This window comes from Microcystis sp. M31BS1, from assembly GCF_020245285.1.
In the GTDB taxonomy this organism is placed as follows: Bacteria; Cyanobacteriota; Cyanobacteriia; order Cyanobacteriales; family Microcystaceae; genus Microcystis; species Microcystis panniformis.
In genome coordinates this window covers 1-25,028 of sequence record NZ_JADBVE010000130.1, presented here as the reverse complement: position 1 = coordinate 25,028, position 25,028 = coordinate 1, and the positions used below count along the sequence as shown (strand labels likewise).

Annotated in this window: 17 protein-coding genes and 2 pseudogenes; 9 read left to right on the top strand and 10 right to left on the bottom strand. The window is 42.3% G+C overall.

Annotation, left to right across the window (positions count from 1 at the left end; translation table 11 throughout):
• Nucleotides 1-138: 138 nt before the first annotated feature.
• Nucleotides 139-792, bottom strand: a pseudogene (locus IM509_RS07460) (RNA-guided endonuclease InsQ/TnpB family protein); the annotation flags it as partial.
• A 163-nt stretch (nucleotides 793-955) separates the two neighbouring features.
• Between IM509_RS07460 and tnpA the strand changes: the two are divergent.
• Entirely contained in the window at nucleotides 956-1,396 is a 441-nt protein-coding gene (tnpA, locus tag IM509_RS24045) for an IS200/IS605 family transposase (RefSeq protein ID WP_353847199.1), read from the top strand.
• A 342-nt stretch (nucleotides 1,397-1,738) separates the two neighbouring features.
• Here the strand turns inward: tnpA and IM509_RS07455 are convergent, their stop codons facing one another.
• On the bottom strand, nucleotides 1,739-2,929 hold the full coding sequence (locus tag IM509_RS07455) for a DUF3747 domain-containing protein (protein WP_185237042.1): 1,191 nt from the start codon (nucleotides 2,927-2,929) through the stop codon (nucleotides 1,739-1,741).
• 460 nt (nucleotides 2,930-3,389) lie between these two features.
• Between IM509_RS07455 and IM509_RS07450 the strand changes: the two genes are divergently transcribed.
• Together IM509_RS07450 and IM509_RS07445 are read left to right on the top strand one after the other, a co-directional pair.
• Nucleotides 3,390-9,527 carry a translocation/assembly module TamB domain-containing protein gene (locus tag IM509_RS07450; protein ID WP_185237043.1) on the top strand — a complete coding sequence of 2,046 codons (6,138 nt, stop codon included), beginning with the start codon at nucleotides 3,390-3,392 and terminating at the stop codon, nucleotides 9,525-9,527.
• An 82-nt stretch (nucleotides 9,528-9,609) separates the two neighbouring features.
• Nucleotides 9,610-10,101: a GNAT family N-acetyltransferase gene (locus IM509_RS07445; RefSeq protein WP_004161352.1), complete on the top strand. Its 492-nt coding sequence runs from the start codon at nucleotides 9,610-9,612 to the stop codon at nucleotides 10,099-10,101.
• Here the strand turns inward: IM509_RS07445 and IM509_RS07440 are convergent.
• Nucleotides 10,098-13,118: a plasmid replication protein, CyRepA1 family gene (locus tag IM509_RS07440; RefSeq protein ID WP_185237044.1), complete on the bottom strand. Its 3,021-nt coding sequence runs from the start codon at nucleotides 13,116-13,118 to the stop codon at nucleotides 10,098-10,100. The two genes, IM509_RS07445 and IM509_RS07440, sit on opposite strands and share 4 nt — an antisense overlap.
• Nucleotides 13,119-13,384: 266 nt before the next feature.
• Here IM509_RS07440 and IM509_RS24335 point away from each other — a divergent pair, with 266 nt between their 5' ends.
• Both IM509_RS24335 and IM509_RS07430 read left to right on the top strand, forming a co-directional pair.
• Nucleotides 13,385-13,579: an IS1/IS1595 family N-terminal zinc-binding domain-containing protein gene (locus tag IM509_RS24335; protein WP_423251347.1), complete on the top strand. Its 195-nt coding sequence runs from the start codon at nucleotides 13,385-13,387 to the stop codon at nucleotides 13,577-13,579.
• 52 nt (nucleotides 13,580-13,631) lie between these two features.
• A complete protein-coding gene (locus IM509_RS07430; RefSeq protein ID WP_221634802.1) occupies nucleotides 13,632-13,817 on the top strand; it encodes a PEP-CTERM sorting domain-containing protein in 186 nt (61 codons plus the stop codon).
• Nucleotides 13,818-14,145: 328 nt separating this feature from the next.
• On the opposite strand, the gene IM509_RS07425 is transcribed toward IM509_RS07430, so the two are convergent.
• Entirely contained in the window at nucleotides 14,146-15,369 is a 1,224-nt protein-coding gene (locus tag IM509_RS07425) for an ABC transporter substrate-binding protein (RefSeq protein ID WP_185237045.1), read from the bottom strand.
• Nucleotides 15,370-15,782: 413 nt separating this feature from the next.
• Between IM509_RS07425 and IM509_RS07420 the strand changes: the two genes are divergently transcribed.
• The 3 genes from IM509_RS07420 (at nucleotide 15,783) to IM509_RS07410 (ending at nucleotide 18,634) form a co-directional block, all read left to right on the top strand.
• Nucleotides 15,783-16,088 carry a DUF6825 family protein gene (locus tag IM509_RS07420; protein ID WP_002761072.1) on the top strand — a complete coding sequence of 102 codons (306 nt, stop codon included), beginning with the start codon at nucleotides 15,783-15,785 and terminating at the stop codon, nucleotides 16,086-16,088.
• Nucleotides 16,089-16,178: 90 nt separating this feature from the next.
• The gene (locus tag IM509_RS07415) at nucleotides 16,179-17,867 is read left to right on the top strand and encodes an ABC1 kinase family protein (protein ID WP_139294375.1); all 1,689 of its coding nucleotides are present in this window, start codon (nucleotides 16,179-16,181) and stop codon (nucleotides 17,865-17,867) included.
• A gap of 44 nt (nucleotides 17,868-17,911) precedes the next feature.
• Entirely contained in the window at nucleotides 17,912-18,634 is a 723-nt protein-coding gene (locus IM509_RS07410) for a Stp1/IreP family PP2C-type Ser/Thr phosphatase (RefSeq protein WP_072926798.1), read from the top strand.
• A 219-nt stretch (nucleotides 18,635-18,853) separates the two neighbouring features.
• Here IM509_RS07410 and IM509_RS07405 read toward each other — a convergent pair whose 3' ends face one another.
• The 3 genes from IM509_RS07405 to aat all read right to left on the bottom strand — a co-directional run bounded on the left by IM509_RS07405 (nucleotide 18,854) and on the right by aat (nucleotide 22,188).
• Nucleotides 18,854-20,227, bottom strand: coding sequence for an ankyrin repeat domain-containing protein (locus tag IM509_RS07405; RefSeq protein WP_185237046.1), 1,374 nt, complete (start codon nucleotides 20,225-20,227; stop codon nucleotides 18,854-18,856).
• A gap of 35 nt (nucleotides 20,228-20,262) precedes the next feature.
• On the bottom strand, nucleotides 20,263-21,405 hold the full coding sequence (locus tag IM509_RS07400) for a hybrid sensor histidine kinase/response regulator (RefSeq protein WP_260441216.1): 1,143 nt from the start codon (nucleotides 21,403-21,405) through the stop codon (nucleotides 20,263-20,265).
• 201 nt (nucleotides 21,406-21,606) lie between these two features.
• Nucleotides 21,607-22,188: a leucyl/phenylalanyl-tRNA--protein transferase gene (aat, locus tag IM509_RS07395; RefSeq protein ID WP_185237047.1), complete on the bottom strand. Its 582-nt coding sequence runs from the start codon at nucleotides 22,186-22,188 to the stop codon at nucleotides 21,607-21,609.
• 34 nt (nucleotides 22,189-22,222) lie between these two features.
• Between aat and IM509_RS07390 the strand changes: the two genes are divergently transcribed.
• On the top strand, nucleotides 22,223-22,564 hold the full coding sequence (locus IM509_RS07390; RefSeq protein ID WP_012267070.1) for a DUF8822 family protein: 342 nt from the start codon (nucleotides 22,223-22,225) through the stop codon (nucleotides 22,562-22,564).
• Between the two features lie 235 nt (nucleotides 22,565-22,799).
• Here IM509_RS07390 and IM509_RS07385 read toward each other — a convergent pair whose 3' ends face one another.
• From IM509_RS07385 to IM509_RS07375, 3 genes and pseudogenes are all read right to left on the bottom strand, one after another.
• The gene (locus tag IM509_RS07385) at nucleotides 22,800-23,738 is read right to left on the bottom strand and encodes a glycosyltransferase family 2 protein (RefSeq protein ID WP_052276480.1); all 939 of its coding nucleotides are present in this window, start codon (nucleotides 23,736-23,738) and stop codon (nucleotides 22,800-22,802) included.
• A 111-nt stretch (nucleotides 23,739-23,849) separates the two neighbouring features.
• Nucleotides 23,850-24,632, bottom strand: coding sequence for a hypothetical protein (locus IM509_RS07380; RefSeq protein ID WP_052276479.1), 783 nt, complete (start codon nucleotides 24,630-24,632; stop codon nucleotides 23,850-23,852).
• A 171-nt stretch (nucleotides 24,633-24,803) separates the two neighbouring features.
• Nucleotides 24,804-25,028: pseudogene (locus IM509_RS07375) on the bottom strand (hypothetical protein); the annotation flags it as partial.

The following is a 25,028-nucleotide window of genomic DNA, read 5'->3' as shown; positions in this document are numbered from 1 at the left end:
TTTTGCTAATAAACATAGCAAAATTATAGATGATTTCCTGACCTAAGATCACATTTTATTCTTTTTTCCACTTCAATCTAAGAATTGAGAAAAAAGCAAAACCCTCCATTATACCATAAAAAAATTATGCAAGAGGTCTAGTCTTTTTTCCGACTTACGAAGAAACCGTGGGTTATCAATTTTATCCCCATTAGAGTCAGTTAAGAAATGGTTTAAACCTAAATCAATCCCTACTTCTTTTCCTGTAGAGTCAAAGGGTTCTACTCTCTCAATGTCTAAGACAAATTGACAATAAAAGCCATCTGCTCGTTTAATAAGCCTGACTCTTTTGATAGTAGATTTATCGAGAATCTCACGGTTAAAAGTGCCGATTAACTTTAATTTTCCTATCCCTGTTTTATCCGTGATGTGGATAAACTTTTTGTCTTCTGTTAGTTTCCAACCAGAAGTTTTGTACTCGACAGACCTTGAAAACTTTTTGAATTTGGGATAGCCTTTTTTTGCCAAACCCCTTTGACAATTGTCGTAGAAACGGGATATAGAAAACCAAGCTCTTTCGGCACTTGCTTGACGAGCCATAGAGTTGAGTTTACCAACAAAAGAGAACTCAGGACTATTAGATAATTCGGTAGTTAGCCTACACAAAGTAGCATAGTTAACCTGATCTTCTTTGGTAGAGTCCATCCAAAATCTTAGACATTTGTTCCGAATAAACTGTCCCACCCTGATAGCCTCTTGAATGGCTATCTTTTGGGAAGGATTGACTTTTAACTTAAACTCTATGACTCGCATCGATTCGACCTCTCAATGTGTTAAGTAGGGAGGCACAATTATTTGTAGGATGGGTTAGCGGTAGCGTAACATGAGCAGGCGTTGGGTTTCATGCTTCAACCCAACCTACGTTCATCTTATATTTAATTCCACCCACCCACTTATATTATGAGTATAGTAATTCATTGTAAAAAGTGTCAAGAGCATAAAAACTAATTATTTTAAGACTCGTAGAGCCACTTTTAATCTCACCGTACATATAGTTCTTGTGACAAAATATCATCGGAAAGTATTCCAGAAAAAGCATTTAGAGTTTTTGAGAATAGTTTTTCAAAACATAGCTGAGAAATGGAAGGCGAAGGTAATAGAGATTAACGGAGAATCAGACCATGTTCACATTCTTTTAACTTACCCACCCCATAAGCTGTTAAGTAGTCTAATCGCTAACTTAAAATCAACTTCTTGCCAGCTGATGTGGGATAACTTTTCAGACCACTTGAAAGAGATATATGGTCAAGATAAGAGAATTTTGTGGACAGGGGCATATTTTGTGGCTAGTTGTGGCGGTGTCACAATAGACCAACTTAAGAAATATGTCGAGAATCAAGACTCCCCTGAATATTAGCTGTGCTTCGCTGTTTTATGCTGGTCGGTTTTTCATCTCGTCAGTGAAACCGAGGGTTCCTTCAAACCGACATTTAAGGTAAAAATTAATAACCACAATCAGTAATCAGTAATCAGTAATCAGTGACCAGTAATCAGTAATCAGTGATCAGTCATCGGTCATCAGTCATCGGTAATTGGATAATATCTTTAGGCCTTTTTGATCTCAAAAAGTTCTGGGCATGGGAGTGAGCGGGGGGAAAATTCAGGGACTTTTTCCCTGAATTTTAGCTAATTGACCACCCAAAAATGGGTGAAACCCCACAACCTACCCCTAGGAAAAACTTTTTGCCGCAAACCCTACTTATTTTTTGGCGGTTTTAACACAATCGAGGGTACGGACGATGGCGGCTGCCGCATAGTTACGACGGGCGGGGTCATTTGGTACAAAAGAACTACCTTGTTCGTTCAAGGGAGAGGCCACAGCGCAAAATCCCGACATCTGGGTAATTAAACCGGCGGCCCAATGACCAGAAGTATCGGAAAAATTGGCGGGGGTTTTAGTTTGGGCCAAATCGGGGGCTTGTTTTTGCTGAGTTTTCAGGTAGGTGGCGGCCTGTTTGAGAATCGCCATCAATTCGGCCCGGGTGATGGGGTCGGTGGGACGGAATTCGCCGTTAGCTTTGCCGGCAACAATACCATTGGCCCGGGCCCATTGGATTTTTTTGGCACTCCAGCGCGTCGCTTCTACGTCGTTAAAACTGCCGCTGCCGGGGGGAATATCTTCTAGGTTAATTTTGGTGACAGTTCCCATCCCTTCAATAATCATCGAGACGAATTGTTCCCTGGTGACGGGATTTTCGGGGCGGAAGCTGTTATCTTCTTTAAAACCAGCCACTACCCCAATCGCGATCGCTTTTTCAATCTCAGTTTTATAAATATCGCCGCTAATATCCTGAAAACTGGCCCCAGAAGTGGGGGGAGGAGTGGTTTCGTTGATGGGAGGTCTGCCGGCGGCCGCGAGAACTTCCGCTTCTTTGCCGCTAAAGTAGAAGTGGCCTAAACTTTTGCCTTCAAAGGTACGACGGCTAAATCTCCAACCCGGTTCGAGGATAATTTTCATAAATCCTGTTTGCATTCCTCGGGTTCTTCCCACCACTAATTCCGGTCTGCGAGCATCCCGGGGAGTTCCGACTAAGTATAATTCGCCATTGCGTTCCACAATACGCAGCATGTAATCTAGCCCAAAATCCCGGCCATCGAGACGGATAGAATAACCATTACTATCGGTGGCGCGGCGACAAATGCCGGTAAAGTCAAAGTTGAGGAGTAGAGGGTCAATCATGACCGGACCTGAGCCGCTTTCGCTCCAACACTTCTGTTTTCCCTGGATTTGTTCCAATACTAGGAGGTCAAATTTATTACCTCCGTAGGGACGAGCGATCGCTACTACTTGGGTCTGCTCGATGTCCTGTTCGTCAAAGTTGGCCGCTGGTGCGGCAGTTATGCCCAAGGTCATTAGGGCGGTTAGGGCGATCGATAATCTGGCTTTCATGATCTTTATCTATAAGACGATTTTTGCAGTAAAAATAATAGACGTGCTAATCCCAATATTCTAGGACTGAATACTTCCGGTTGTTGTTCCGGACTGCGCCGGATTGTTGTCTGTCTGCACAAGTTTTCTCTCAATCTTCAATTTCCGAACCTATTTATCCTGGCCATATTCTGCTTGAACTGGTGGGTTGATCAATATTAATTCGGTTAGCTGTTGAAACTGGCGAGATTTTGGCGGATTGTTGAAAATTTTAGCCAGCCATTCAAGTCTTAGGCTAAGATGGGGAGAGAGGCTTTTAATTGGCCGCAGCCCTTGACTTCCTCACAGGATTTAAGCCCAATAATTGCCTAAAAAATTGCAATTAATCGATTTGGGGACATCAGTGCTGCGGTGAATTATCATAGTTCATTAGCTCTAGTGAGCCATTGTCCTTTCTTTGGTGTGTGTGAGGTAAACAATTATGAGTAACTCCCCTGGCGATCCTTCTCCTCGTCCTCATCTTTTTCTGAGTATCGGTCGATTTTTACGCCGGCCTTCTACTTTAATTGTTGGGGGAATTACTCTCCTAGGAATTACCTCCCTTGGCTATTTTACTGCTCGTTATTTAGTTTATGAACGTCTCACCCCAATTTTAGACAATATCTTCAGTGAAATGCTGCACAGACCCGTCAGGGTAGGTAAGATAGAGGGCTTTTATTTTAATCGCATTCGTATCGGTAAATCAGAAATTCCAGCTACGGCCAATTCTGCTGATAGTTTATCTATTGATGCGATCGAATTGGGATTAAATCCGCTGCCCTTACTTTTAGGTCTGCCGCTGCCGGTTGATGTCAAGTTAATTAATCCCAGTATTTATCTCGATCAGGATAAAAATGGTCAATGGCTCGATAATTTAGAAAAAATATCTAGTAACTTTGAGCGGGAGGCACCTATTAAGTTAAATCTGGGTGTTCAGGTGGAGAAGGGAGCTATTACTATCCAACCCTATGCCCTGAAAAAACCGATAGAAATTAAGGCCGATGGTCAAGGAAGATTTATTGATAATCAAAGGCAGCCTCTCACCTACGATTTTAGCGCAGAAATCCTCAAAAGTCAAGTAAAAATTCAAGGAGAAACGGCGTTAAAAACGGGTGAAAGCCTAACTAATCTTCAGATCGACCGTTTAAACTTAAGTCAACTATTAACTTTAATTCCTAATCGCAATTTTCAATTAAATCAAGGACAAGTAAATGCTAATATTGCTCTCAATATTCCCAGTTGGGCAAAGCTAAATCAAAGTCAAGGTAATGGCAATTTTCAGGTGACGGAAGTAGCGGGAAAATTCCAACCTTTCCAGTATCCAATTAAGCTAACAACTAAGTTAAATTTACAGGGAGACAAAGTATTAGTTGAACAGGCGAACGCAAGTATTGGCAAGATTAAAACTGAGGTGAGAGGAGAAGTAAATTGGCAAACTGGTTATCATCTCAAGGTCGCTCTAGAATCGGTGGATTTACAACAGCTTTTAAGAATTATTTATCTGCAATCACCTCTAGATTTACGGGGAGAAGCACGCTCTACTTTTCAAGTGACGGGAAAATTAGATCAACCTCTAATTAAAGGAACCGTTAGCAGCAGCAAACCGATTATTTTTGAGCAAATTCCTATTAAATCAATAACCAGTAATTTTCAAACAAATCTCAATAGTCTTAATTTAGATAAAATTAAAATTAAACCCGTCGCAGGTGGAGAAATTAAAGGAGAAGGAAAATTGCAGTTAAATATTCTGCAATCCCTGCAAAAAAATCAACCTCTTGACGGGACAAAAATGCCGATTAATTTGAATTTACAAGCCAATTTTCCCACGAGAAAAATTTTATCTCAATTTGCGACAATTCCCGCTAAAATTAATATAAATGATCTGCAAGCTAATATTAAAGCTAGGGGTAGTTTAGGACTGCCACAATTATTAATTAATTGGCAAATACCCACGGTTAATCAGTCAGGATTACTCAATGTTGCTGGGGAGGGTAAAGTATTTTTAGGGGGCAACAAAATAAATTTAACCGATACGGTCATTAAAACAAATGGCGGCAAACTACAGGTTAATGGCAATAGTGATTTTACTAGCAAATTAGTCCGGGCAAAAATCACGGGTAATAACTTTTTATTGACTCCTTTTGTGCCTCTTGTTTGTCAATATTTAGATAGCATTTGCCCCTACCTAGAAACCTTAGAACCCTTAAACTTAGAGACAGCTAATATTCAAGTTAGTGGCAAAATTGACCAACTTAATATTAACACTTTAAACGGAATCGCTAACTTAAAAATTAGCAGTAAACAAGGCACAATTTTAGTCAATAGTCAAGTATTGCAGGGAAATCTTCAGGCTAAAGCTGTCTTAGCGGGATTGCCGATTAATTCCCTATTGCCTAACTTACCAACCCGGGTTAAATTAACGCGATCACAGATTAATTTACAAGGTTATTTAGGGGAATTACTAAATAATAAAAATAATATTTTCAGCAGTTGGCAAGGTCAAGGTAATATGCAGTTATTAGTGGATAATAATCCTTTAATTGCCACAGCCAAACTGAATCAAGGTTTCCTGACAGGAACAGTTAATACCAGTGGGATTAGTCTTAATCCTCTAGTGGAAAATTTAACAGTTCCCGTCAGTTTAGGCAGGGCAAAAATCAGCTTTGCTGGCAGGATAAATTCTCTGATTAGCGGTACTTTAACGGATTTAAAAACTTGGCGCGGAGAGGGAGATATACAGTTATTTGTCAATAATCGATCCCTAAAAACTACCGCCCAACTGGAACAAGGTATTTTAAGCGGTATAGTTAATACGGCTGGCATTAACTTAAATCCGTTTTTACCCAATATAAATATTCCTGTTAGTCTAGGGAAAACCCAAGTCAATTTCACCAGTGCAATCAATAATTTACTAGCGGGAAAAATCCCTAATTTGTCCACAGTCAATGCTAGGGTAAATACTCGGTTGTTAGTGGATAATAATGCGATTAATACTGATATTCAGTTAAACAACGGGATTTTTAATATTCTCAGTAGTTTAGAGAATTTTCAGACTAATATTCCCATACCTTTGAATATTTCCCAAACCAGGTTTCAAGCAACAGGAAATGCCCAAACTATTTTCGACTCCCTGCTAGAAAAACGACTCAACTTAAGCAGTATCAAAGCAGTTTTTAACTCTCGTATTAATGTAGCTAAAGGAGAAATTAAAGCTAAGGGACAACTGAATAATAATTTCTGGCAAAGTGATATTATTGCCGCTAATCTCGATCCCGCTGCCGTACTAAGACAATTACCAGCAATAAAATCAATCTCGATTCCAAAATTAGATTTCAAGGCAAATCTAGCGGGAAACATTGAAGAAATTTGGCAGGGAGTAACACCGATTCAGGTTAATAACCTTTCGGCACAGTGGGGAGAAAATAGCTTTGATGTGCGCGGAAATATTCTTTTAGCTAATCTTACCAGTCAACCCGATATCGCTGAGGTTAACTTAAATCTACAGGCAAAAACCGACCTTGCTACTGTACCCTTAGCTGAGATTATATCGCTTTTACCGATCGATCCTCGTTTGAAACCCAGAGAATCGACACTGACAGGGTTCGGAGAATTTCAAGGAAAAATCACAGGAAAAAATCTCTTAACTGCTTGGCAAAAAGTGGGAAATATACAAATCAAAGGAGATATAAATTTAGCTAACTTTAGCATTAATGACCGACCCTTTGAACCTATCTTAAAAGGAAGTATGCAAGCAGGAATCGGTCAAAATATTAGTTTAAATCTGCGGGGAAATCAGGACATTATTGACCTAACTTTCGATCCTTGTCAACAAAATAATTGTCTGCTGCCCTATCTTCCCTTAGGGATAAATATTCGCCAAGCTTTTGGAAATAAAACTCCTTTTTTAGCAACAGCTAAACGAAGGGGAGAAAATTTAAATGTTCAGATTGCCGATTTTCCCCTAGAAATCCTGAAAATATCTCCCACGGCAGCCTACAATATTCCAGGGATTATTGCTGGACAAGTGAATGCTAATCTAGACATCAATTTATTTAACTTACAGGGTGAGGGACAACTAGAGATTAATCGACCTAGTTTAGGTAACTTAATCGGGGAAAAATTAACGGCAAAGTTGGTTTATCGGGATTCCATAGTTCAACTGCAAGAAGGTAGTTTGCAAGCGGGTGCAAGTCAATATAATCTGCAAGGTTTATTTAATTGGCAAACCCAAGCAATAGAAGCTAAACTCAGGGTAGATCAAGGTTATATTCAAGATTTATTATCAGTTGCTAGTATCTATGATTTAACCAGTTTAATCACCCTTTTCTCCTCAGAGAATAACCCAGCTATTCAACTTAGTCCCCTAGAAGTAGGTAATCCCGAAGCTTCCCTGGCACAACAGGTAAATTTGCGGGCAAAAATTGAAGAAATAATCCAGCAATTAGCACGGGAAAGAGGGGTGGTCGGGATACCTTCTGAACTGGATTTTCGCGGCCGTTATCAAGCAAATATAGCCTTAACTGGGACTTTAAAAAATCCCGATCTTAGCGTAAAATTTCAGGGCAATAGATGGGAATGGCGACCCCAAAGACCGACGGTAAATATTGTTAACCCTCTGGGAATTGTCACCACCGATACCCAATTAATTCCGATTGATGAAGTAACAATTAATCTTAACTTAAATCGTCAGTTGCTCAGGATAGAACCGATTAGATTAAAATCACGAGATTCTTCCGTATTTTTAGCGGGTGATTTTTCCCTAAAAAAAGTAGAGGGAACTTTTGCCGTGGAAAATCTTTCTCTCGATCTCTTGAGAAATTTTGTGCAGTTTCCCTTGGATGTATCCGGTAGTCTAAAAACTCAAGGACAAATTACAGGAACCTTATTAAATCCTCGTATTCAGGGTAACTTTGCCTTTATTGATGGTGCAATTAATGCCCAAAATATTAATCAAGATATAATTGGTTTATTTACCTATAATCAGTATCGTTTTGATTTGCGGACAACCTCCTCCGAATCAATCCAACTCTATGCCAGCATTCCCTATCCTCCCTTACCGGGTAATGATCAATTAAAAATCCAAGCAAAATTGGGAACCGATGCAATTAAATTAATTGAAGCTATCAGTCAAAACACCATTGAATGGGTTAACGGTGAGGGAGAGGTAGTTCTTTCAGCGACGGGAAGATTAGATATAAAAGAGGGTTTAAAAATCAAAGATTTAGAAGCAAATGGTATAGTTACTCTCGATAATGCCGCTATCCGCAGTGTTGCTTTTCCAGAGATTTTAACCGTAAATGGCCGCATTGGTCTAACCCCTGAAAGCTTAACAGTAGAGGAATTACAAGGCTCGATCGCTGATAGACAAATTTCTGTGGTGGGAGTTTTACCTTTCTTTCAAGCCATCAAAAATAATCCTAATCCCTTAACAGTTAATATTCAAGAGGGAGATATAGCAATTAATGGTCTTTATCGGGGATTAATTGCTGGGAATGCCATGGTAACGGGAACAATTCAGCAACCAATTATCGGGGGGAATGTGCGTCTTTCTAGGGGGAAAGTTTTTCTTCCTCGCACCCCAGAAATTAATCAAGAAACCGATAAACCGGTGAGTCGCTGGCTGCAGCCTCTCAACATTCCTCAGACGACAAATATTACTCCAGTTTTAAATAATTTCCAGGTGTCTTTAGCGGGATTATCCATCGAACAAGAACCTTTGTATCAATTTGATTTTAGTGGTGCTTTAACCTTGAACGGTCCGCTCACTTCACTGGAGAGATTACAAACCAATGGAGTGATTAATCTCGATCGAGGACGGGTTAGTTACATCGATACGCGTTTTCTTCTTAACCGACGCAATCAGAATGTTATTGTTTTCGATTCTAGTCGCGGGTTGGGACTTTTTAATCCCTTTGTTGATATTCAACTGCGAACAATTCTCAGCGAATTTTCTCAATCTCGTGATTTTGCTATCTCCCGTCCGGGGGGGGATTTTCCTAGTAATGAAATTCCCGATGATAGCCTCAATCGCATTCAAAGGATCGATGTCACCCTCAGCGTTGAAGGTGAATTAAATCGCTTGCTACCAAATTTAGGTCGTAACGTCAATGAAGTGTGCCAAATTCGTCCCGATAGTCCCCCTTTTCCCCTAGAGGAAAACTATACAAATGCAGAATTACAAAAAGTCGCTAATTGTTTACAAGCATTGGCTTTTGCTAGAGGTGAAGATGAGGGATTGCTTAATACTCCCCTAGTTAAATTAACCAGCACTCCCCCCCGCAGCCAAGGGGAAATCGTTCGACTTTTGGGGGAACAATTGCTGTCAGTTTTTAATGGTTTACAGGGGAGAAATACAGAACAATTAATTCAATTTGGAGTGGTTCAGTTGGCGATTCCCCTCTTAGCTCAAGGAGTCGTGTATGATGTGGAAAATGCGGTTAGTAATGCGATCGGAGCAACGGATTTTAATATTCTTCCCAATTTGGAAACCGTCTATCGAGTTAATTCCCAGTCTTTTATCCGCTTCTCCTACGATTACAATTTGAATGAGTTTACCGTCCGCTATCAAACCCAATTTTAAAGTAAGATTGAGAGATATAGCATAATTCAGAAGTTAGGAGACAAGGGAAAATTAGGTTATACTTCATCTTACTTGATATTCTATGATTATTCGCGAGGCTAAAGAAACAGATTTACCAACAATTATCGAGATTTATAATGCTGCTGTTCCCACTCGCAAGGCAACCGCAGATTTAAAGCCTATTTCCCTCGAAAGTCGGCGAGAATGGTTTGAAAAGCACGATCCTGAACAGTATCCCATCTGGGTAATAGTGATCGAAGGTCGGGTGGTGGGTTGGCTGAGTTTACAGATGTTTTATGGTCGTGTCGCTTACCAAAAAACGGCAGAGGTTAGTTTATATATTGCCCCCGATTATCAAGGTCGTGGAATCGGTAAATTATTAGTAGAATATGCCTTGGAGCGCTGTCCCCAATTGGGTATATCTAATCTTATCTGTATTATTTTTGCCCACAATCAAGCCAGTATTTGTCTCTTTGAAAAATTCGGCTTTCAACGATGGGGTTATTTACCCCAAATTGCCGCTCTAGACGATTTTCTGGCTGATGTGGTCATTTTAGGGAAAAAAGTCGCTTAAATAGGCAATTTCTCCATAGCTAGACTAAATTCTAGACTTAATTGAATATAAGCATTTTCTGATTCGCCTAGAGATGGTTTCTGGGTGAGAGAAAAGAGATAGTCCTCATACCAAATCTCAGAACTTCCCGCACATTTTTCGTCTCTAAATAACCATTGTTGAAACACTTGTTCTCTACCATCCTGAGGGGCAACAATCTGATAAACTTTAAGAGATTTTTTAGCAATTCTCCGGCTGCCCTTGCTGGTTAATTCATAACCTAACAAGTTCAAACAATTACGAATAATCGTCAGAGGACGGGAAGTATGAGAGAGATTAATCTTGGTGATAGTTTTAATCTCGTTGCGGTTTTTAATGGCGATTTCAGCCATTTTTTGTAAGTCGGCATCATGATTAGTTAATTCTCTTTCAGGATTAGCTAATAATACGGGAATTCCTAACACTTCTAACGTCCCGATAATCACTCCTAATTGACTACCATTAAAATCGGGAATAAATAAACTTCCCTGACCTGATTCTATCAGTTTACGGGCAATTAAAGCATCTCGATCGCACAAAAATTGTCGCCCAATTGTCAAAAAGTAATGTAGGCGTAGTTCTTGATACCATCCCTGATCATCTTTACTCACTAATTGCGGTGTGACGGGGATTCCATAGCGTTTATATAGGTCATATTTCCTGATAATTCTCCTTTCTTTCACTGACTTAATTAACTGTTTTTTTAGCCAACGATATTCTGATTCTGTGATCTCGGCTGCGCTGGCAATTTCCTCGCATTCAGAACGATAATTATGTTCCCTAATTTCCTCAATTGCTTCCGTTAACTGATTATTTATTTCTAGTTCTTCTTCCTGATTCCGTTCTTTAATTCTCTGGCCTTCTGCTTGTAAAATTCCTAGAATTGACTGACGATAATTAAGCATATAAGCATTTACTCGTACAGCCATTTTAGCCCAGCAGAGGAGAGATTCCGCTTGAAAAATTGTATCTAAATCCTCCAGAGATTCTAAATCTGATTGGTGTAGTAAGCGAATATTAACCTCCGTTAGTCGGTGTCCAGAGGTGAGAAGTTTGGGGATAGAAGTGGAACCATTGCCCACCTGATTAAATCCGTACACTGCTGACCAAATATAACGAGGAATATTCTCTCTAATTCTCCCTAAAAATTGAGCGATAGAAGTGGGAGTTTGAATCCCCTGTGCTAAACACCAAACCGAGGTAAAGTGTTGCTGAATATCAATACTAATTCCCGTTTCGATCGCAGGACTAGCTAGAACTATATCATAGTTAAGCAACAATTGATTTAAATTGCCAATCGCCTCATAGGCAGCCTGACTATAATCTTGCAATGACTCTGAGTCTATCCGCAAAATTTTCTTCTGGGGAAATTGCTTTTTTAGATAAGATTCTAGGGTAATTGTTCCCCATTTACTGGTTAACTTTTGTGCTGACAGACAAACAAAAGGTTTTCCTCCCTCTTTAATATGTTTGACTAAATCATTAACTAGCTGTTGGGGAGTATTATTAGAGTAGTTATAAACTCGCCAAGCTTCCTGCTCATTAGGTTTCCACTCGTTACTAATCAAGAAAGTTTCTAGTTTAATTGCCGCTAGAGAAGTTAAGTATTCTAGGGAAATATCACTTAAATCAGCATCGGCAACTAGGACTTTGCCCCCACTGCTGACCACAGTTTGCAGCAGGGACTTTAGGGATCTTAAAATTGCCACACGATTAGTTTTACAAGTATCCCCATTTAACCCATGCCATAGAACCTGTTCGATCTCATCGATAATAATGATAGCTTCTCGCCAATCTTCCGCTTGAAATTTAGCTTGTGATTGGGGATGGAGAGAGTCAATACATAAACCATAACCGTAAATTTGTGCCGCAGGATTGTCCCTAACTTGACTGATATAGTTTAAACCAAAGCGTTGACATAACTCCTCCACCAGTTTCACCCGATGACCGATAACTAAAACTTTTTGTTGATTGGCAATAGCCTGTTTAACTATCTTGGCTAAAAACTCAGTTTTCCCCGTACCTTTAGCCGATTTAATCGCCATTAACTGCGCTGATGTAGGGATGGCAATATCTGGCAAGTAACGGCTATTTAACTCTAGATGAGGTGGGAGAGTTAAACTATTTAAACTCGCTGCCTTCCAAATTTCCCAAGAGGTAGCTTTTTGATAGACTTGTTGGAAGTAATCTTCCCCTCGATTGATTAGTAAATCATCCACCCCTTTACCATCAGCAGCATCCCAAGTAACCACCTTTACCTCACAGTTAGCCTGACTGAATAGATAACCCATTCTCTGTAAAGCTAAATTAACCGCTTGTTGGGTTTTTGGTTTAGTTTCTTGATCAAAAACTAGATAAATCTTTCGTCCGGAATTAGCTAATTTTTCCAGCTGCGGAATTAGATGAGATTTGCCGATTCTCCTACCTAGTTCGTCCTTGGGAGTACGATAACCATTGTGAATCCCTGGTAAGGCAATTGTCACATAACCTGCTGTTAGTAATGCCCCCGCTTTTTTCGCTCCTTCCGTAAGACAAATAGGTATCTCTGGATGTTTGATTACCCAAGACCAAAAACCGAGATCCTCTTGCTTATTATCCACTTCTTCAGTTAAAATATTAATACTGATAGACTGGGCTATCCTTTGCCAAATTTTCAGGGGAACCCGCAAAGCAAAGACTCCCGTAGGGGTTTGGGGGGGATGTTCGTACTTAATCGGTTTAGCCTTATCGAAGCTTAAACGGGGAAAATCGGGCTTAAAACAGCCCCAAAGGTCATAATTACCAGTTAATAAGTCAATTCCTGAACACCACCAACCGCCTTGACTGGTATGTTCATAACGCTTGAGAATACTATCCCTAACCCTGCCATCATTGCGTCGCGGTAATTCTTGGGAGTAGAGTAGGTATTCACTGGGAGATAACCCCGCTAAACTGGTGACATTGAGATGGATTAACTCCGCGTCCACCCCGCTACCACGCCATTCTTCTAAATATTTCATCCTTGTCCTCTACTGGCTAGACGCTATATATAGCGTTTTTGTCCTATTATTCTAGCGGTAAGCCACTAAATAGCGAAAAGAGAAATTTTACTCTCTCAGAGGTTCTCGGAGGAAATTTGACTTTTAATCCACTCTTGTCTGAGATTATCGAAAAGTTAAGTAGTCGTGCAAAAGGAGACAGGCTTCGGCCGTGAGATCAGGCTTCGACGGTGAGCTCAGCCGGTAGTGATCCGATAGTAGTGGCGTAGCTCTCTTGCTTATCTAGCCTGAGTTGTAAAGATTCACAAGCTTCAATATTTCGTTGTCCTAAATGGGGTTCTTGCCATACCATCAAAAATGGTTCTACACATAATGGCAAACCAAAACGTAAGGGTAAAGATTGTGGTCGTCAGTTTGTAATTAATCCTAGTAATAAAACCGTCTCTAACGAAAACAAAAAATTAATAGTTTGGGATCAATAGCTCGGGTAATTTCACATTCACGGCAACCAGTGGTCAAAGCACTCTTGAGATTTTGGGAATACTTGGGACTCCTAACGATAGTTCTGATATTGCCTTTGATGATTTAATAGTGAGTACCGTAGCCGTACCCGTACCCGTACCCGAATCTGAACCTCTAGCCATGTTAGGTTTAGTAACCGTTATCGGATTCGGTACCGGCTTGCGGCGGAAACTTGCTAAGAATAGTCAGAAAAAATAAGTCCCGCAAAAATAAGAAAAAGGGACAGAAATAACCTTGATCCTATTCCTTTTGTCTCGTGCCAAGGTTCTACATTGGCACGAGAAAAGGGAGGATATTCCTCCCTTCCCTGATGGGTTACACAAGAACTAGAACCTCTGGAAGTGCGTTGCAAGGGAGATGCTTGCAACGAGGTAAGTAGGGAGGCACAATTATTTGTAGGATGGGTTAGCGGTGGCGCAACATGATCGGACGTTGGGTTTCATGCTTCAACCCAACCTACGTTCTGGAAGTGCGTTGCAAGGGAGGGACTGGCAACGAGATGGAAATGAGAAGAACCCTTTACTGATTAATTTTTCACAAAAGTAAATTTACCATTTTTACCATCGGCATCCATTTTAATTTGTGCCACGGAGAATTTATCCTGAATGATTTCCCCTTCGGGAGTAAAAGCAATATCTCCCAGGACAGTGACATACTTACCCGCTAAAATTTCCTGATTTAATTGTTGGCGAATTTGTTCGAGGGAAAGTGTACTGAGTTTATTTTTATCATCTACTCGTTTTAAGGCCTCGACAAAAACTTGAATTCCCGTAAAAGCTTGAGCAGTAAATTGGGGCGGTGCTTTTTTATTTTCTGCTGTATAAGCGGCGACAAAATCCCGATTAATAGGATTATCTAATTCCGGATTATAAGCTTGAGCGATGAGAATACCATCACATTGAGCTTGACAAACTGGTAAAATATTAGAAGTATTTAAACCATTGCCACCAATAATTAACCCCTGATAACCTAATTGTCGCAACTGTTTGACCAAATTGCCCCCGTCAGCAACCAAACCAGAAATAACCACTAAATCTGGTTTAATATTAATAGCGGCGGTGGCTTGGTTTTGAAAATCTGTATCGGTGGTTTGGAATTTCTGCACGGTGACAATATCAAGATTTAAACTCTTTAGGGTTTCTTGAAAAGTTTCCGTTTCCGATTTACTAAAAGCATCATTTTGGGCAAAAAAGACAGCCACTTTTTTAATCTTGGGATCGATTTTTAAAGCGGTTTTAACCGCATTGGGAGCGACCACAGCCACAGGAGCAGACACCCTACCCACATATTCACCGATCTGGGGGATACCTTTAGCCGTGTTAGACGGGCCGAGAATGGGAACTTTGGCTCGATCGGCGATCGGACTAGCGGCAAAAGCTTGCTGGGACAGGGACGGACCGAGAATACCCACCACTTTATCTTGAGTAATTAGGGTATTTATGGCGTTGATCGCGCCCTGTTCATCCCCGGCCACATCCTGGATAATAACTTTAATCGGTGTTCCATTGACTCCGCCCTTTTTATTAAAATATGTTTCAGCCATCTTGACACCGATCACCTGTTCCTGTCCCAATAGGGCGAGATTACTGGTTTGAGCTAAAGCTGCACCGATGGGAATAGCAGCAGTGGCGGCGTTTTCTGCGGGACTGGGGTTAGTTTGACTGGTGGGAGTGCCGGAATTACAGGCCACCACTAAACCAAAAGTGACTAGGGATAGTATTAAGGGGATTAATAAACGTTTTCTGAGCATCTTAACTCTCCTGAGGATGATATTGTTGATGACACTATTATTTCGCTAATCGGGTTGATTTCAGCGATAATTCTCGACGCGATCGAACCAGATTCTGCTCCCTTAGCGGCTCTTCTCGACTTTGTGTGATAATTTTTGCTTATGGAATCGTGAAATGCTTATCGGGTAACACTTTTAGGACTATTTTGTCGAAGAAACTATCAGTATAGACCTCGTTTCCACACAGAAACCAGAAGAGCCCCTTAGCGTCCTTTCTTTCCCCTAATTTTGTCGATTAACCTCCCCGTCTCACCTCCCTTTTCAGAAAAACGATTTGCCTTTTCTGGTTCTGTCGCCTAACCTAGTAGTTAGGGAATTTATTATCGCCTTTCCCGTTCACAAAACCCAGCAAGCGAAAACATCCATTTAAGATTATGACTAACCCCGTTATTCACGCCTTTTTCCTCGGACGAGCGATCGCTGAAGTGGTCAGTGAACAGCTAGAAGATGCGTTCACCAACGCTTTAAGCGAATTAGGCAAATTTGATGCCGAACAACGGGAAAACCTGCGGCAATTCGTCGAAGAAGTGCAAATGAGAGCCGATCGAGCCATGGAAAAGGGAGTATATACTGAGACAGACTCCAGTGGTTCCTCCAGTGCCGATGTGCAGGAAAACATCGACGAAATGCGGGCCGAAATCGCCCAATTGCGCTCGGAACTAAAAAACTACCAGAATTAACCCAAAACCCTCTTTTAGTCGCTTTAAAGCCCCAAAAATTGCGTGTCAGCCCTTCTACCCGTCCCCGTTACCCTAGAGTTAAACCCAGCAATGCCGGCCCTCCAAGTCGCCAAAAATAGCTATCGTTGGAATCGAGAAAACTATTCCATCAATCGTCGTCGTCTAGATATTTGGCGATTCGTTCTGACTGTACTTTATCAATTCTGGCTCAACGGTAAAAAATGGAGCTATAACGGTGGCTATAGCCAGGAAAAACTCGCCAGCAGACGCAGAAAACAAGCCGCTTGGATTCGGGAAACCATGCTAGAATTGGGTCCAACTTTTATTAAAGTCGGTCAACTGTTCTCCACCCGGGCCGATCTTTTTCCCCTCGAATATGTGGAAGAACTCTCGAAACTACAGGATCAGGTTCCCGCATTTACCTACGAACAGGCCAGCAAAATTATCGAGGTATCCCTCGGTAAACCCCTCAATCAACTCTTTAAAAGCTTCGATCCCATCCCCCTAGCAGCCGCTAGTTTAGGACAAGTTCACCGGGCCCAACTGAAGAGCGGGGAAGATGTGGTGGTCAAAGTCCAACGGCCCGGATTGAAAAAATTATTTAGTATCGATCTGACCATCCTAAAAAAAATCGCCCAATATTTCCAAAATCATCCCAAATGGGGTAAAGGTCGCGATTGGACGGGTATTTATGAAGAATGCTGTAAAATTCTCTGGGAAGAAACCGATTATCTCAATGAAGGTCGTAATGCCGACACTTTTCGCCGTAATTTTCGCGGGGAAGATTGGGTGAAAGTACCGAAAGTCTATTGGCGCTACACCTCTCCCCGGGTTTTAACCCTAGAATACCTCCCCGGCATCAAAATCAGTCATTATGAAGCCCTAGAAGCAGCCGGACTCGATCGCAAATTGTTGGCTAAACTAGGGGCAAAAGCTTATCTAATTCAACTACTCAATAACGGCTTTTTTCACGCAGATCCTCACCCCGGCAATATTGCCGTTGATAGTGATGGTTCCCTAATTTTCTACGATTTCGGCATGATGGGACAAATTAAAACCAACGTGCGCGAAAAATTAATGCAGACTCTCTTGGGAATTGCCCAAAAAGATGCCGATCGCGTGGTCACTTCTCTGGTGGATTTAGGAGCATTAACTGCTAATGGTGATATGGGAGCAGTGCGGCGATCGATCCAGTATATGCTCGATAACTTCATGGATAAACCCTTTGAGGAACAGTCCGTAGCCTCTATCAGCGATGATCTCTATGAAATCGCCTACGATCAGCCTTTTCGCTTTCCCGCTACCTTTACCTTCGTCATGCGGGCATTTTCTACCCTAGAAGGGGTAGGCAAAGGACTCGATCCCGAATTTAACTTTATGGAAGTGGCCCAACCTTTTGCCCTGCAATTAGTAAATGATATGACAGGAAATAATGGCAGTAATATCCTCGATGAGTTAGGACGACAAGCAGCCCAAGTGAGCAGCACCGCCCTGAGTTTACCCCGACGCATCGATGATACGATCGAAAAATTAGAACGGGGTGATATCCGTGTCCGGGTCCGTTCGAGCGAATCCGATCGACTTTTGCGGCGATTGGGTATGATTCAAATGGGAACCAACTATACTTTACTGGTCAGTGCTTTACTTATCTCAGCGACGCTTCTATTCGTCAGTGGTTTTGGTTGGTTAACTTTAGTGCCGATGGCGATTTCCCTGCTGCCGGGGATAGCTCTTGTGAGACTTTGGCGAAAAATTGAACGTCAGGATCGCATGATGTAATTGATTGCGGGATAATAAATATTGTGTTAAAAGCAGAAATTTCGATGAACAATCTTTCTTTTGGAGGAATGACCGATCCTGGTATGGTGCGATCGGTTAATCAGGATAGTTATTATATCGACCCCGAGCGGCGCTTTTTTATCGTTGCTGATGGTATGGGAGGTCATGCGGGGGGCCAGGAAGCTAGTCAAATCGCCACTGAAACTATCCAAGCTCATCTAGAAGAACACTGGAATTCGCCCCGGGCTGCCGGGGAATTGCTGCAGGAGGCAATTACCGTCGCTAACGAGAAGATTATCGAAGATCAACTGAAAAATCCCGAAAGACAGGACATGGGGACAACCCTAGTCATGGCTATCGTCCGAGATGATGGCTCTTGGTACACCCATATTGGTGATTCCCGTCTCTATCGCTTTCGTGAGCAAAAATTAGAACAGGTGACGGAAGATCATACGTGGATAGCTAGGGCGATAAAAATGGGCGATCTGTCCGAAGAAGATGCGAAAAACCACCCTTGGCGGCACGTTTTATTTCAATGTCTCGGTCGTCGCGATTTGCCCCCAGTGACGGTATCTCCCCTCGATCTGCAATCCGGCGATAGTTTAATTCTCTGTAGTGATGGTTTGACGGAAGAACTGTCCGACGAGGAAATTAGCGATTATTTGCAAACCAGTGCCGATTGTCAGGAAATTGTCGAGAATTTAGTGGCAGCGGCCAAAAAAGCCGGCGGTTCTGATAATATCACCGTGGTCATGGTCAGCTGTTGACTATCTAGGGTTTGCGGCAAAAAGTTTCTCGTGGGGAAGTGGGGAAGTGGGGAAGTGGGGAAGTGGGGAAGTGGGCAAGTGGGCAAGTGGGGAAGTGGGGGAATTTCAACTAAAACCCTATCACCCTAAAACCCTAAAACCCTAAAACCCTAACACCCTAACACCCTAACACCCTAACACCCTATCTCCTACCGATCGCTGATCGCTAAACTTGCACTCCTACTCGATCGCTCCCGCTTGTTGTAATAAAGAAACGATCGCCTGATGGTGATTAAACTTAGCTAACATTAAAGCGGTCATTCCCCCTTGATTTTTCTGATTTAAGCTCACCTTTCCCCCGTCTAACAAAACTTTAACCGTGTCGAGACAACCGTGATAACTGGCCCACATCAAAGGGGAAGCACCGCTAAAATCGACTTTATTGACATCAGCACCGATAGCGATTAACCGGCGCACCAGTTGACTATTATTGCCCTCACAAGCTTTCATGAGGACGGTTTTACCATCGGGATAAACGGCGTTGGGATTAGCCCCGTAGTCGAGGAGATAACGGCAGATTTCCGTAAATTGGCGCTGTAGAGCTAAAGTTAACGGTGTTTCTCCCTGCTGAGTTAGGTTAGGATCGGCTCCCTGTTTTAACAATTCTAAAACGATCGCTTCGTATCCCTGCACCGTGGCGATAATCAAGGGTGTATCACCAAAATGGTTGCGGTGATTGACAAAAGCACCGGCTTGTAGTAAGGCCTGGACGATCTCTAGATGTCCTTCGATCGTCCCTAAATGCAGGGCCGTTTCCCCAGCCTGATTTTGATTGTCAATACTAGCCCCCTGAGCGAGTAAAAGTCGGACAATATCGAAATATCCCTCAGCAGCAGCGATCATGAGGGCAGTTTCTCCCTCCTCCGTGCTGATGTTCGGATTTGCTCCCGCTTGCAGTAAAGTTTGCACGCTGCCGAGATTTCCCCTCTCTACAGCCAAAATTAGGGGAGTTTCCCCGGATAAAGTGGGAGCATCGGGGGGCATACCACGGCTAATAAACAATTCGAGGATTTCTGGGCAATTAGCGGTGAGAGCCTGTAACCAAGCTTCTTGACGCATTTCTTCATCTACACCACGATCGAGCAGTAAACCGACAATTGCGGCGTAATTTTGTTTGATCGCTACAGATAAAGCCGTATCTCCATCCCGATCGCGCATATTGACCCGAGCGCCGGCGGTTAATAACTGTTCTGCGATCGCTGTATGACCCTTATAAGCGGCAATCATTAGTGCTGGTGTACCATCTTGATTGACCTGATTGACATTAGCACCGGCGGCGATTAGTTGAGCGAGGATTTGACTGTGATTGAGGGCAGCCGCTAACATGAGAGGGGTTAAACCTTGAGGTTGTTTACTTTTGTTGATATCAGCCCCAAATTCTCGCAAAATTGCCACAATTTCCTGATGACCCCCCTGCACGGCATAGATTAAAGCCGTCGTATTGTGGCCATCAGTGGCGTTGACATTTGCCCCCTGACTCAGTAAAGCTTGAACCCGCGCCAGATTGCCCTGACGCGCCGCTTGTATTAACAAGATATCCCAATTAGAAGCCATTAACAGTGACCGATCGGCAGAAAGTATTTTTTCTATTATCGATCTTTATAGGCGGGTAAACGGACAGAAAAGCTACTACCCCGTTCTAATTCTGAGGTGACGCTAATAGTTCCCCCATGAGCATCGATAATGCGACGGGAGAGATAAAGTCCTAACCCACTGGTGGAACTTTCTAGGGAACCGGAGTACAGGCGATCAAAAATCCGGGGTAGTTCTTCTGCTGCAATGCCGATACCAGTATCCTCAATGACAATGGTGACAAAAGCATCTTCCTCTGTGGCGGGGATGAGATGAATTTTCACATAACCCTGTTCGGTAAATTTAATCCCATTGCTGATGAGATTGCTAAAAACGCGCCGCAGTTCTAATACATCTCCATTGAGGAAAATTTCCCCAGTATTTTCGGCATTTAAGCTTAATTCTAGTCCTTTTTCTCGGGCAAGGGGAGCTAACTCCTGAAAAACTTCTTCGAGAAGATCGATAATCTTGAATTTAGTAAAATTAAGTTTTTTTTCCCCGTTTTCATGAAAATAAACTTCCAAAAGATTACTAACCATTTCCAAGAGATTTTTATTACTGCGAATAATCACCTGAATAACTCGATTCATTTCGGGAGTAATCTCACCGTATAAACCTTCTTTAAATAGTTCTAATATGTGATTAGCCGAGACTAAGGGAGTTCGTAAATCGTGGGTCATCCTCGCAATAAAATCTTCTTTTTGTTTAGCTAAATGCTCTTTTTCTTGTTTGGCAATCGCCGCTTGTTGTTCCGCTTCATAGATGCGTAGGGCGTTTTGCATCGCTTGATTTAAGCGCGAGGGAGTAAGACGAAATTTACTCAGATAATCGGAAGCACCAGCTTTCATCATATCGACGGCAATTTCTTCGTCTCCGTGACCGGTTAAGATAATTAGGGGGATTTTAACTCCCTGCTGCCGAATTTCCCGCACCAAAGTCAAACCATCTTGATCCGGTAGAAGATAATCGATAAATACACAGTCGAAAAGATTATTGGACATCTTTTCCTTAGCCTCTTCATAGTCAGCGGCTTCTGTTATTTCTGTCTCTATCCCCGATTTTTTTAACAATCGGCGCACAGTATTCCGATCCGCTTCCTCATCATCAACAATTAGAATTTTTAACTGGTTTAACATGGCCAATTTAAATCTGAATTGCATTACTATACGATCAAGTATAATATGTTACCTTAACTCTGCCTCAGTAGTCAAGACATTTTCGAGGTCGATTCTGACAGCGTTTTTCCTAAAGGTGAAGTGTAATCTGATTTAGTCCTGACCGCCGAATCCTGACGACTGGTTCCCCAAAACGAAAACTTTGTACCTCACTATTAAGATGACTTCCAGAATCAGAAACAATACTTAAACAAAACGGCAATGCTTCAGCAGAGCGCTTTCTAGTAGGGGATGATATTCTTTTTCGGGGATAGTATAGGCCCCAAATCTAGCCAGATGGGGATTTTGCATTTGGGCATCAAATAGAGAGAAATTCCGTTCTCTGAGGTGTTCAACTAACTTGACCATGGCAACCTTAGAACCATCGGGAATTTGATAAAACATCGATTCCCCGATAAAAACCCCGCGAATTGCCAAACCTAAAATCCCCCCCGCTAATCGATCCCCTTGCCAAGTCTCGAAACTGTGGGCCCAACCGGCCTGGTGTAATTGCTGATAGATTTGCATTAACTCCGGGGAAATCCAAGTCAGCGAGCGATCGGCACAACCGGCACAAACCCCAGCAAAATCGCGGTTAATAGCCACGCTAAAGCGATTTTGATTCAAAACTCGTTTTAGGGACTTGGGATACCTAAAACGCCGATCGAGGGGGATAAGAGCGCGATTTCTACTAGAATACCAATCCAATCGACCCCCCTCATCGGCCATGAGAAAGTAACCGCGTGCGTATCCTTGTATAATAGAGGCGGTATCCACGACTCCCCCCAAGAATTCAGTCTCGTAGCCTGATCATTCTCTAATTATGCCTGATCATCCCGCACCAATTCCGCCTATCACTTTACCACCGATCGAAAATCCCCAACAGGAACAAACTTGGCTGCGCACCGCTTTACATCGTTGGTTAGATGCAGAATTTATTCCCGAAGCTATTAATGAAACTATCGCTGAACGTGCTAGTCAGATTTTTCTGCGTCAGCGTTTGGAAGGGGAAAACGATCTCGGTTGCCTAGTAATTGCGATCGTTACCGAGATGCAAGCTTTTGATTTTCGCGAAAGTTTTTATAGTGAATTTGCCATCGCTAACGCCGTTAGTGATTTAATTTTAGATAGTTTAGGGATCGATCGCTGTTGTGGCCAAAGTTAGACAGTTTTTCTCTGCTATTGGAGTTTAATTTCTATGAGCAGCCCTGCTGATTTTTCTGTACGAATGGGGTAAGCTGCACTGCCTATTAGAAATTTTAGGACAAATAATCAAAACCTCTCTCCTCGATCATAGACAGTCTTAACCAGTAATTTAGAGAGTCAACAGCTTATTGCTTATTTAAGAAGTTAACAAAATCTTTAATCGACAAGAATTGATTGATAGTTGTTGGGAAGGTTTAATTGATTTCCAACCCAGCGATCTCAGCGATCGTATAAGCGGGTCTGCCCTTAACTTCTTCGTAAATTCGACCGATGTATTCCCCTAATATGCCAATACTGATCAATTGTACCGAACCCAAGAAAAACACGGCGATCAAGATAGTAGCTAAACCAGTAACGGGAGAGTCGGGTTGCTGTAAGCGCCAGTAGAGAACCAGTAAAGCCATAAACAGGGCAATTAAAGCGGAAAATAAGCCTAAATAAGTGGAAATACGCAGGGGAATCTTAGAAAAAGACACCAAGCTATTAATCGCTAAAGCTAGGGATTTTTTAAAAGTGTACTTGACTTCTCCGGCAAACCGGGGATCCCGCTCAAATTTAACAGCAGTTTGTCGGAAACCAATCCAAGCGCGCAAACCGCGAATATAACGATTCCGTTCTGGCATAGAATTTAAGACCTCCACCACCTGACGATCCATCAGACAAAAATCCCCCGTGTCCGCAGGGATATCCACGTCGGCTAATTGTCGCAGCAATCTATAGAAAACGTAGGCAGTTAGGCGTTTAAACCAACTTTCTTTTTTCCGTTTTGTTCTCTGGGCGTAAACCACATGATAACCTGCTTGCCAAGACTCAATCATTTTGGGAATCAATTCTGGTGGATCTTGCAAGTCGGCATCGAGGACAACAATAACTTGACCCCTAGCAAAATTAAGTCCTGCCGTTACTGCAGCCTGATGGCCAAAGTTACGAGCAAAGCTAATGTAACAGACCCTAGCATCTCTTTCCTGTAGTTCCCGCATTAAATTTAAGGAACGGTCCCGACTGCCATCATTAATCAGAATCAGTTCCACAGAATCATCTAAACTATCCATGACATCACTGACACGGCGATAGAGTTCTGGAATGGTTTCTTCCTCGTTATAAATCGGGATAATTAGCGAGTATTTCGGCATTTTCGAGAGGTTGAACGGACACAAGCCGTGTTTTTATGGCGGCCGCTACGCTAAATATTCTGCCAAAGTATCCCTTTTGTCAACTTAATAAATTACTGCTAGACAGTGCCTTTAAATTGCCAAAGAATGATCGACCATTGCTTGCCGACGTAAACAATTCCAGTAGGCTGCATAGAGATCCGTCTGTTGACCGCGCAGGGAAGCGATCGCAGGGGCAGCAGGAAAAGGCCAGAGACGATCAAAAACCACTTCTCGATGAGCCAAACGAAACTGTAGCAAATAAACAGAGGCAGGAGCCTGTAAATTATCCAGTAATTGCGCTGCCAGCCGGTGTAAAGACTTAAGACTCTCTCTTTCTAGACTAATCGGTTGACTGTAGGCGTTAGGGATCATACCCTCCCCGATTACCTCACCGTATTCTAAACCCTTAGATGTCACCGTGATTGGCAACCAAAGATCCCCAAAAGAAGAATCTCCCTGACTGGTTTTATAGTGCAGGGTATGGGCAACCCAAGCGCGTCTTTCTTCGATATCCCGACAAGCTTGATAAACTTTTTTACCCGGAAAATTCACCCAATTGGGCAATTGAATTGTTAAGGGACACCAGATTAAATTATTTTGGCTGGTTTTACCCGACTCCATTTTTGACCACAAGGAAGCCGTCCCCGTCACCTCCACCGCTAGGGATTTAGGAACCGCATTTTTTAAGGCAATCACCATTTTTTCGGTAACGGGCGATAGCCGAGACATCTGACCACTGGCTTGAGCTTCGGCATTAACGAGAATGATAACTTTGTCCATTTCTTGTTGTGGGTTGGGTGAACTTGAACGATCAGCGGTGAGGTTGGTTAAGAATGCGAACTGACTGGGGTTCAATGCTTCTGTTGTCGCCATGGCAAAAGCTATTTCTCTGGATTTTAGCGTATTATACAGGAGCGTAACTATTTTTTACGGATTTTTTCAACAACAAGCATCTTCTAGTCGGGATTTTTCTTCTCCCCCTCATCAAAAAACTGGGTCTGAAACCCCGCCCTTTAGCGATAGCGGAGGGCGGCTTTATATAAGTTAGTGAGAAACAATTAAACCGTTAGAACGACGAATTAACTGAATCTTGCTAACGGCTATCTGTCCCAATCGTTGACCATTGGCATCGCTTACAGATAGCTGTTTTTCGGTATCTCCACTAACATAACCAATTCCTTTGGGAGAAGAAACTAAATCTCCTTTACGGAACCCATGTCTTGTGGTAGAGCCACCATATTTACGTCGTTTACCACCTTTAGAAAAAAC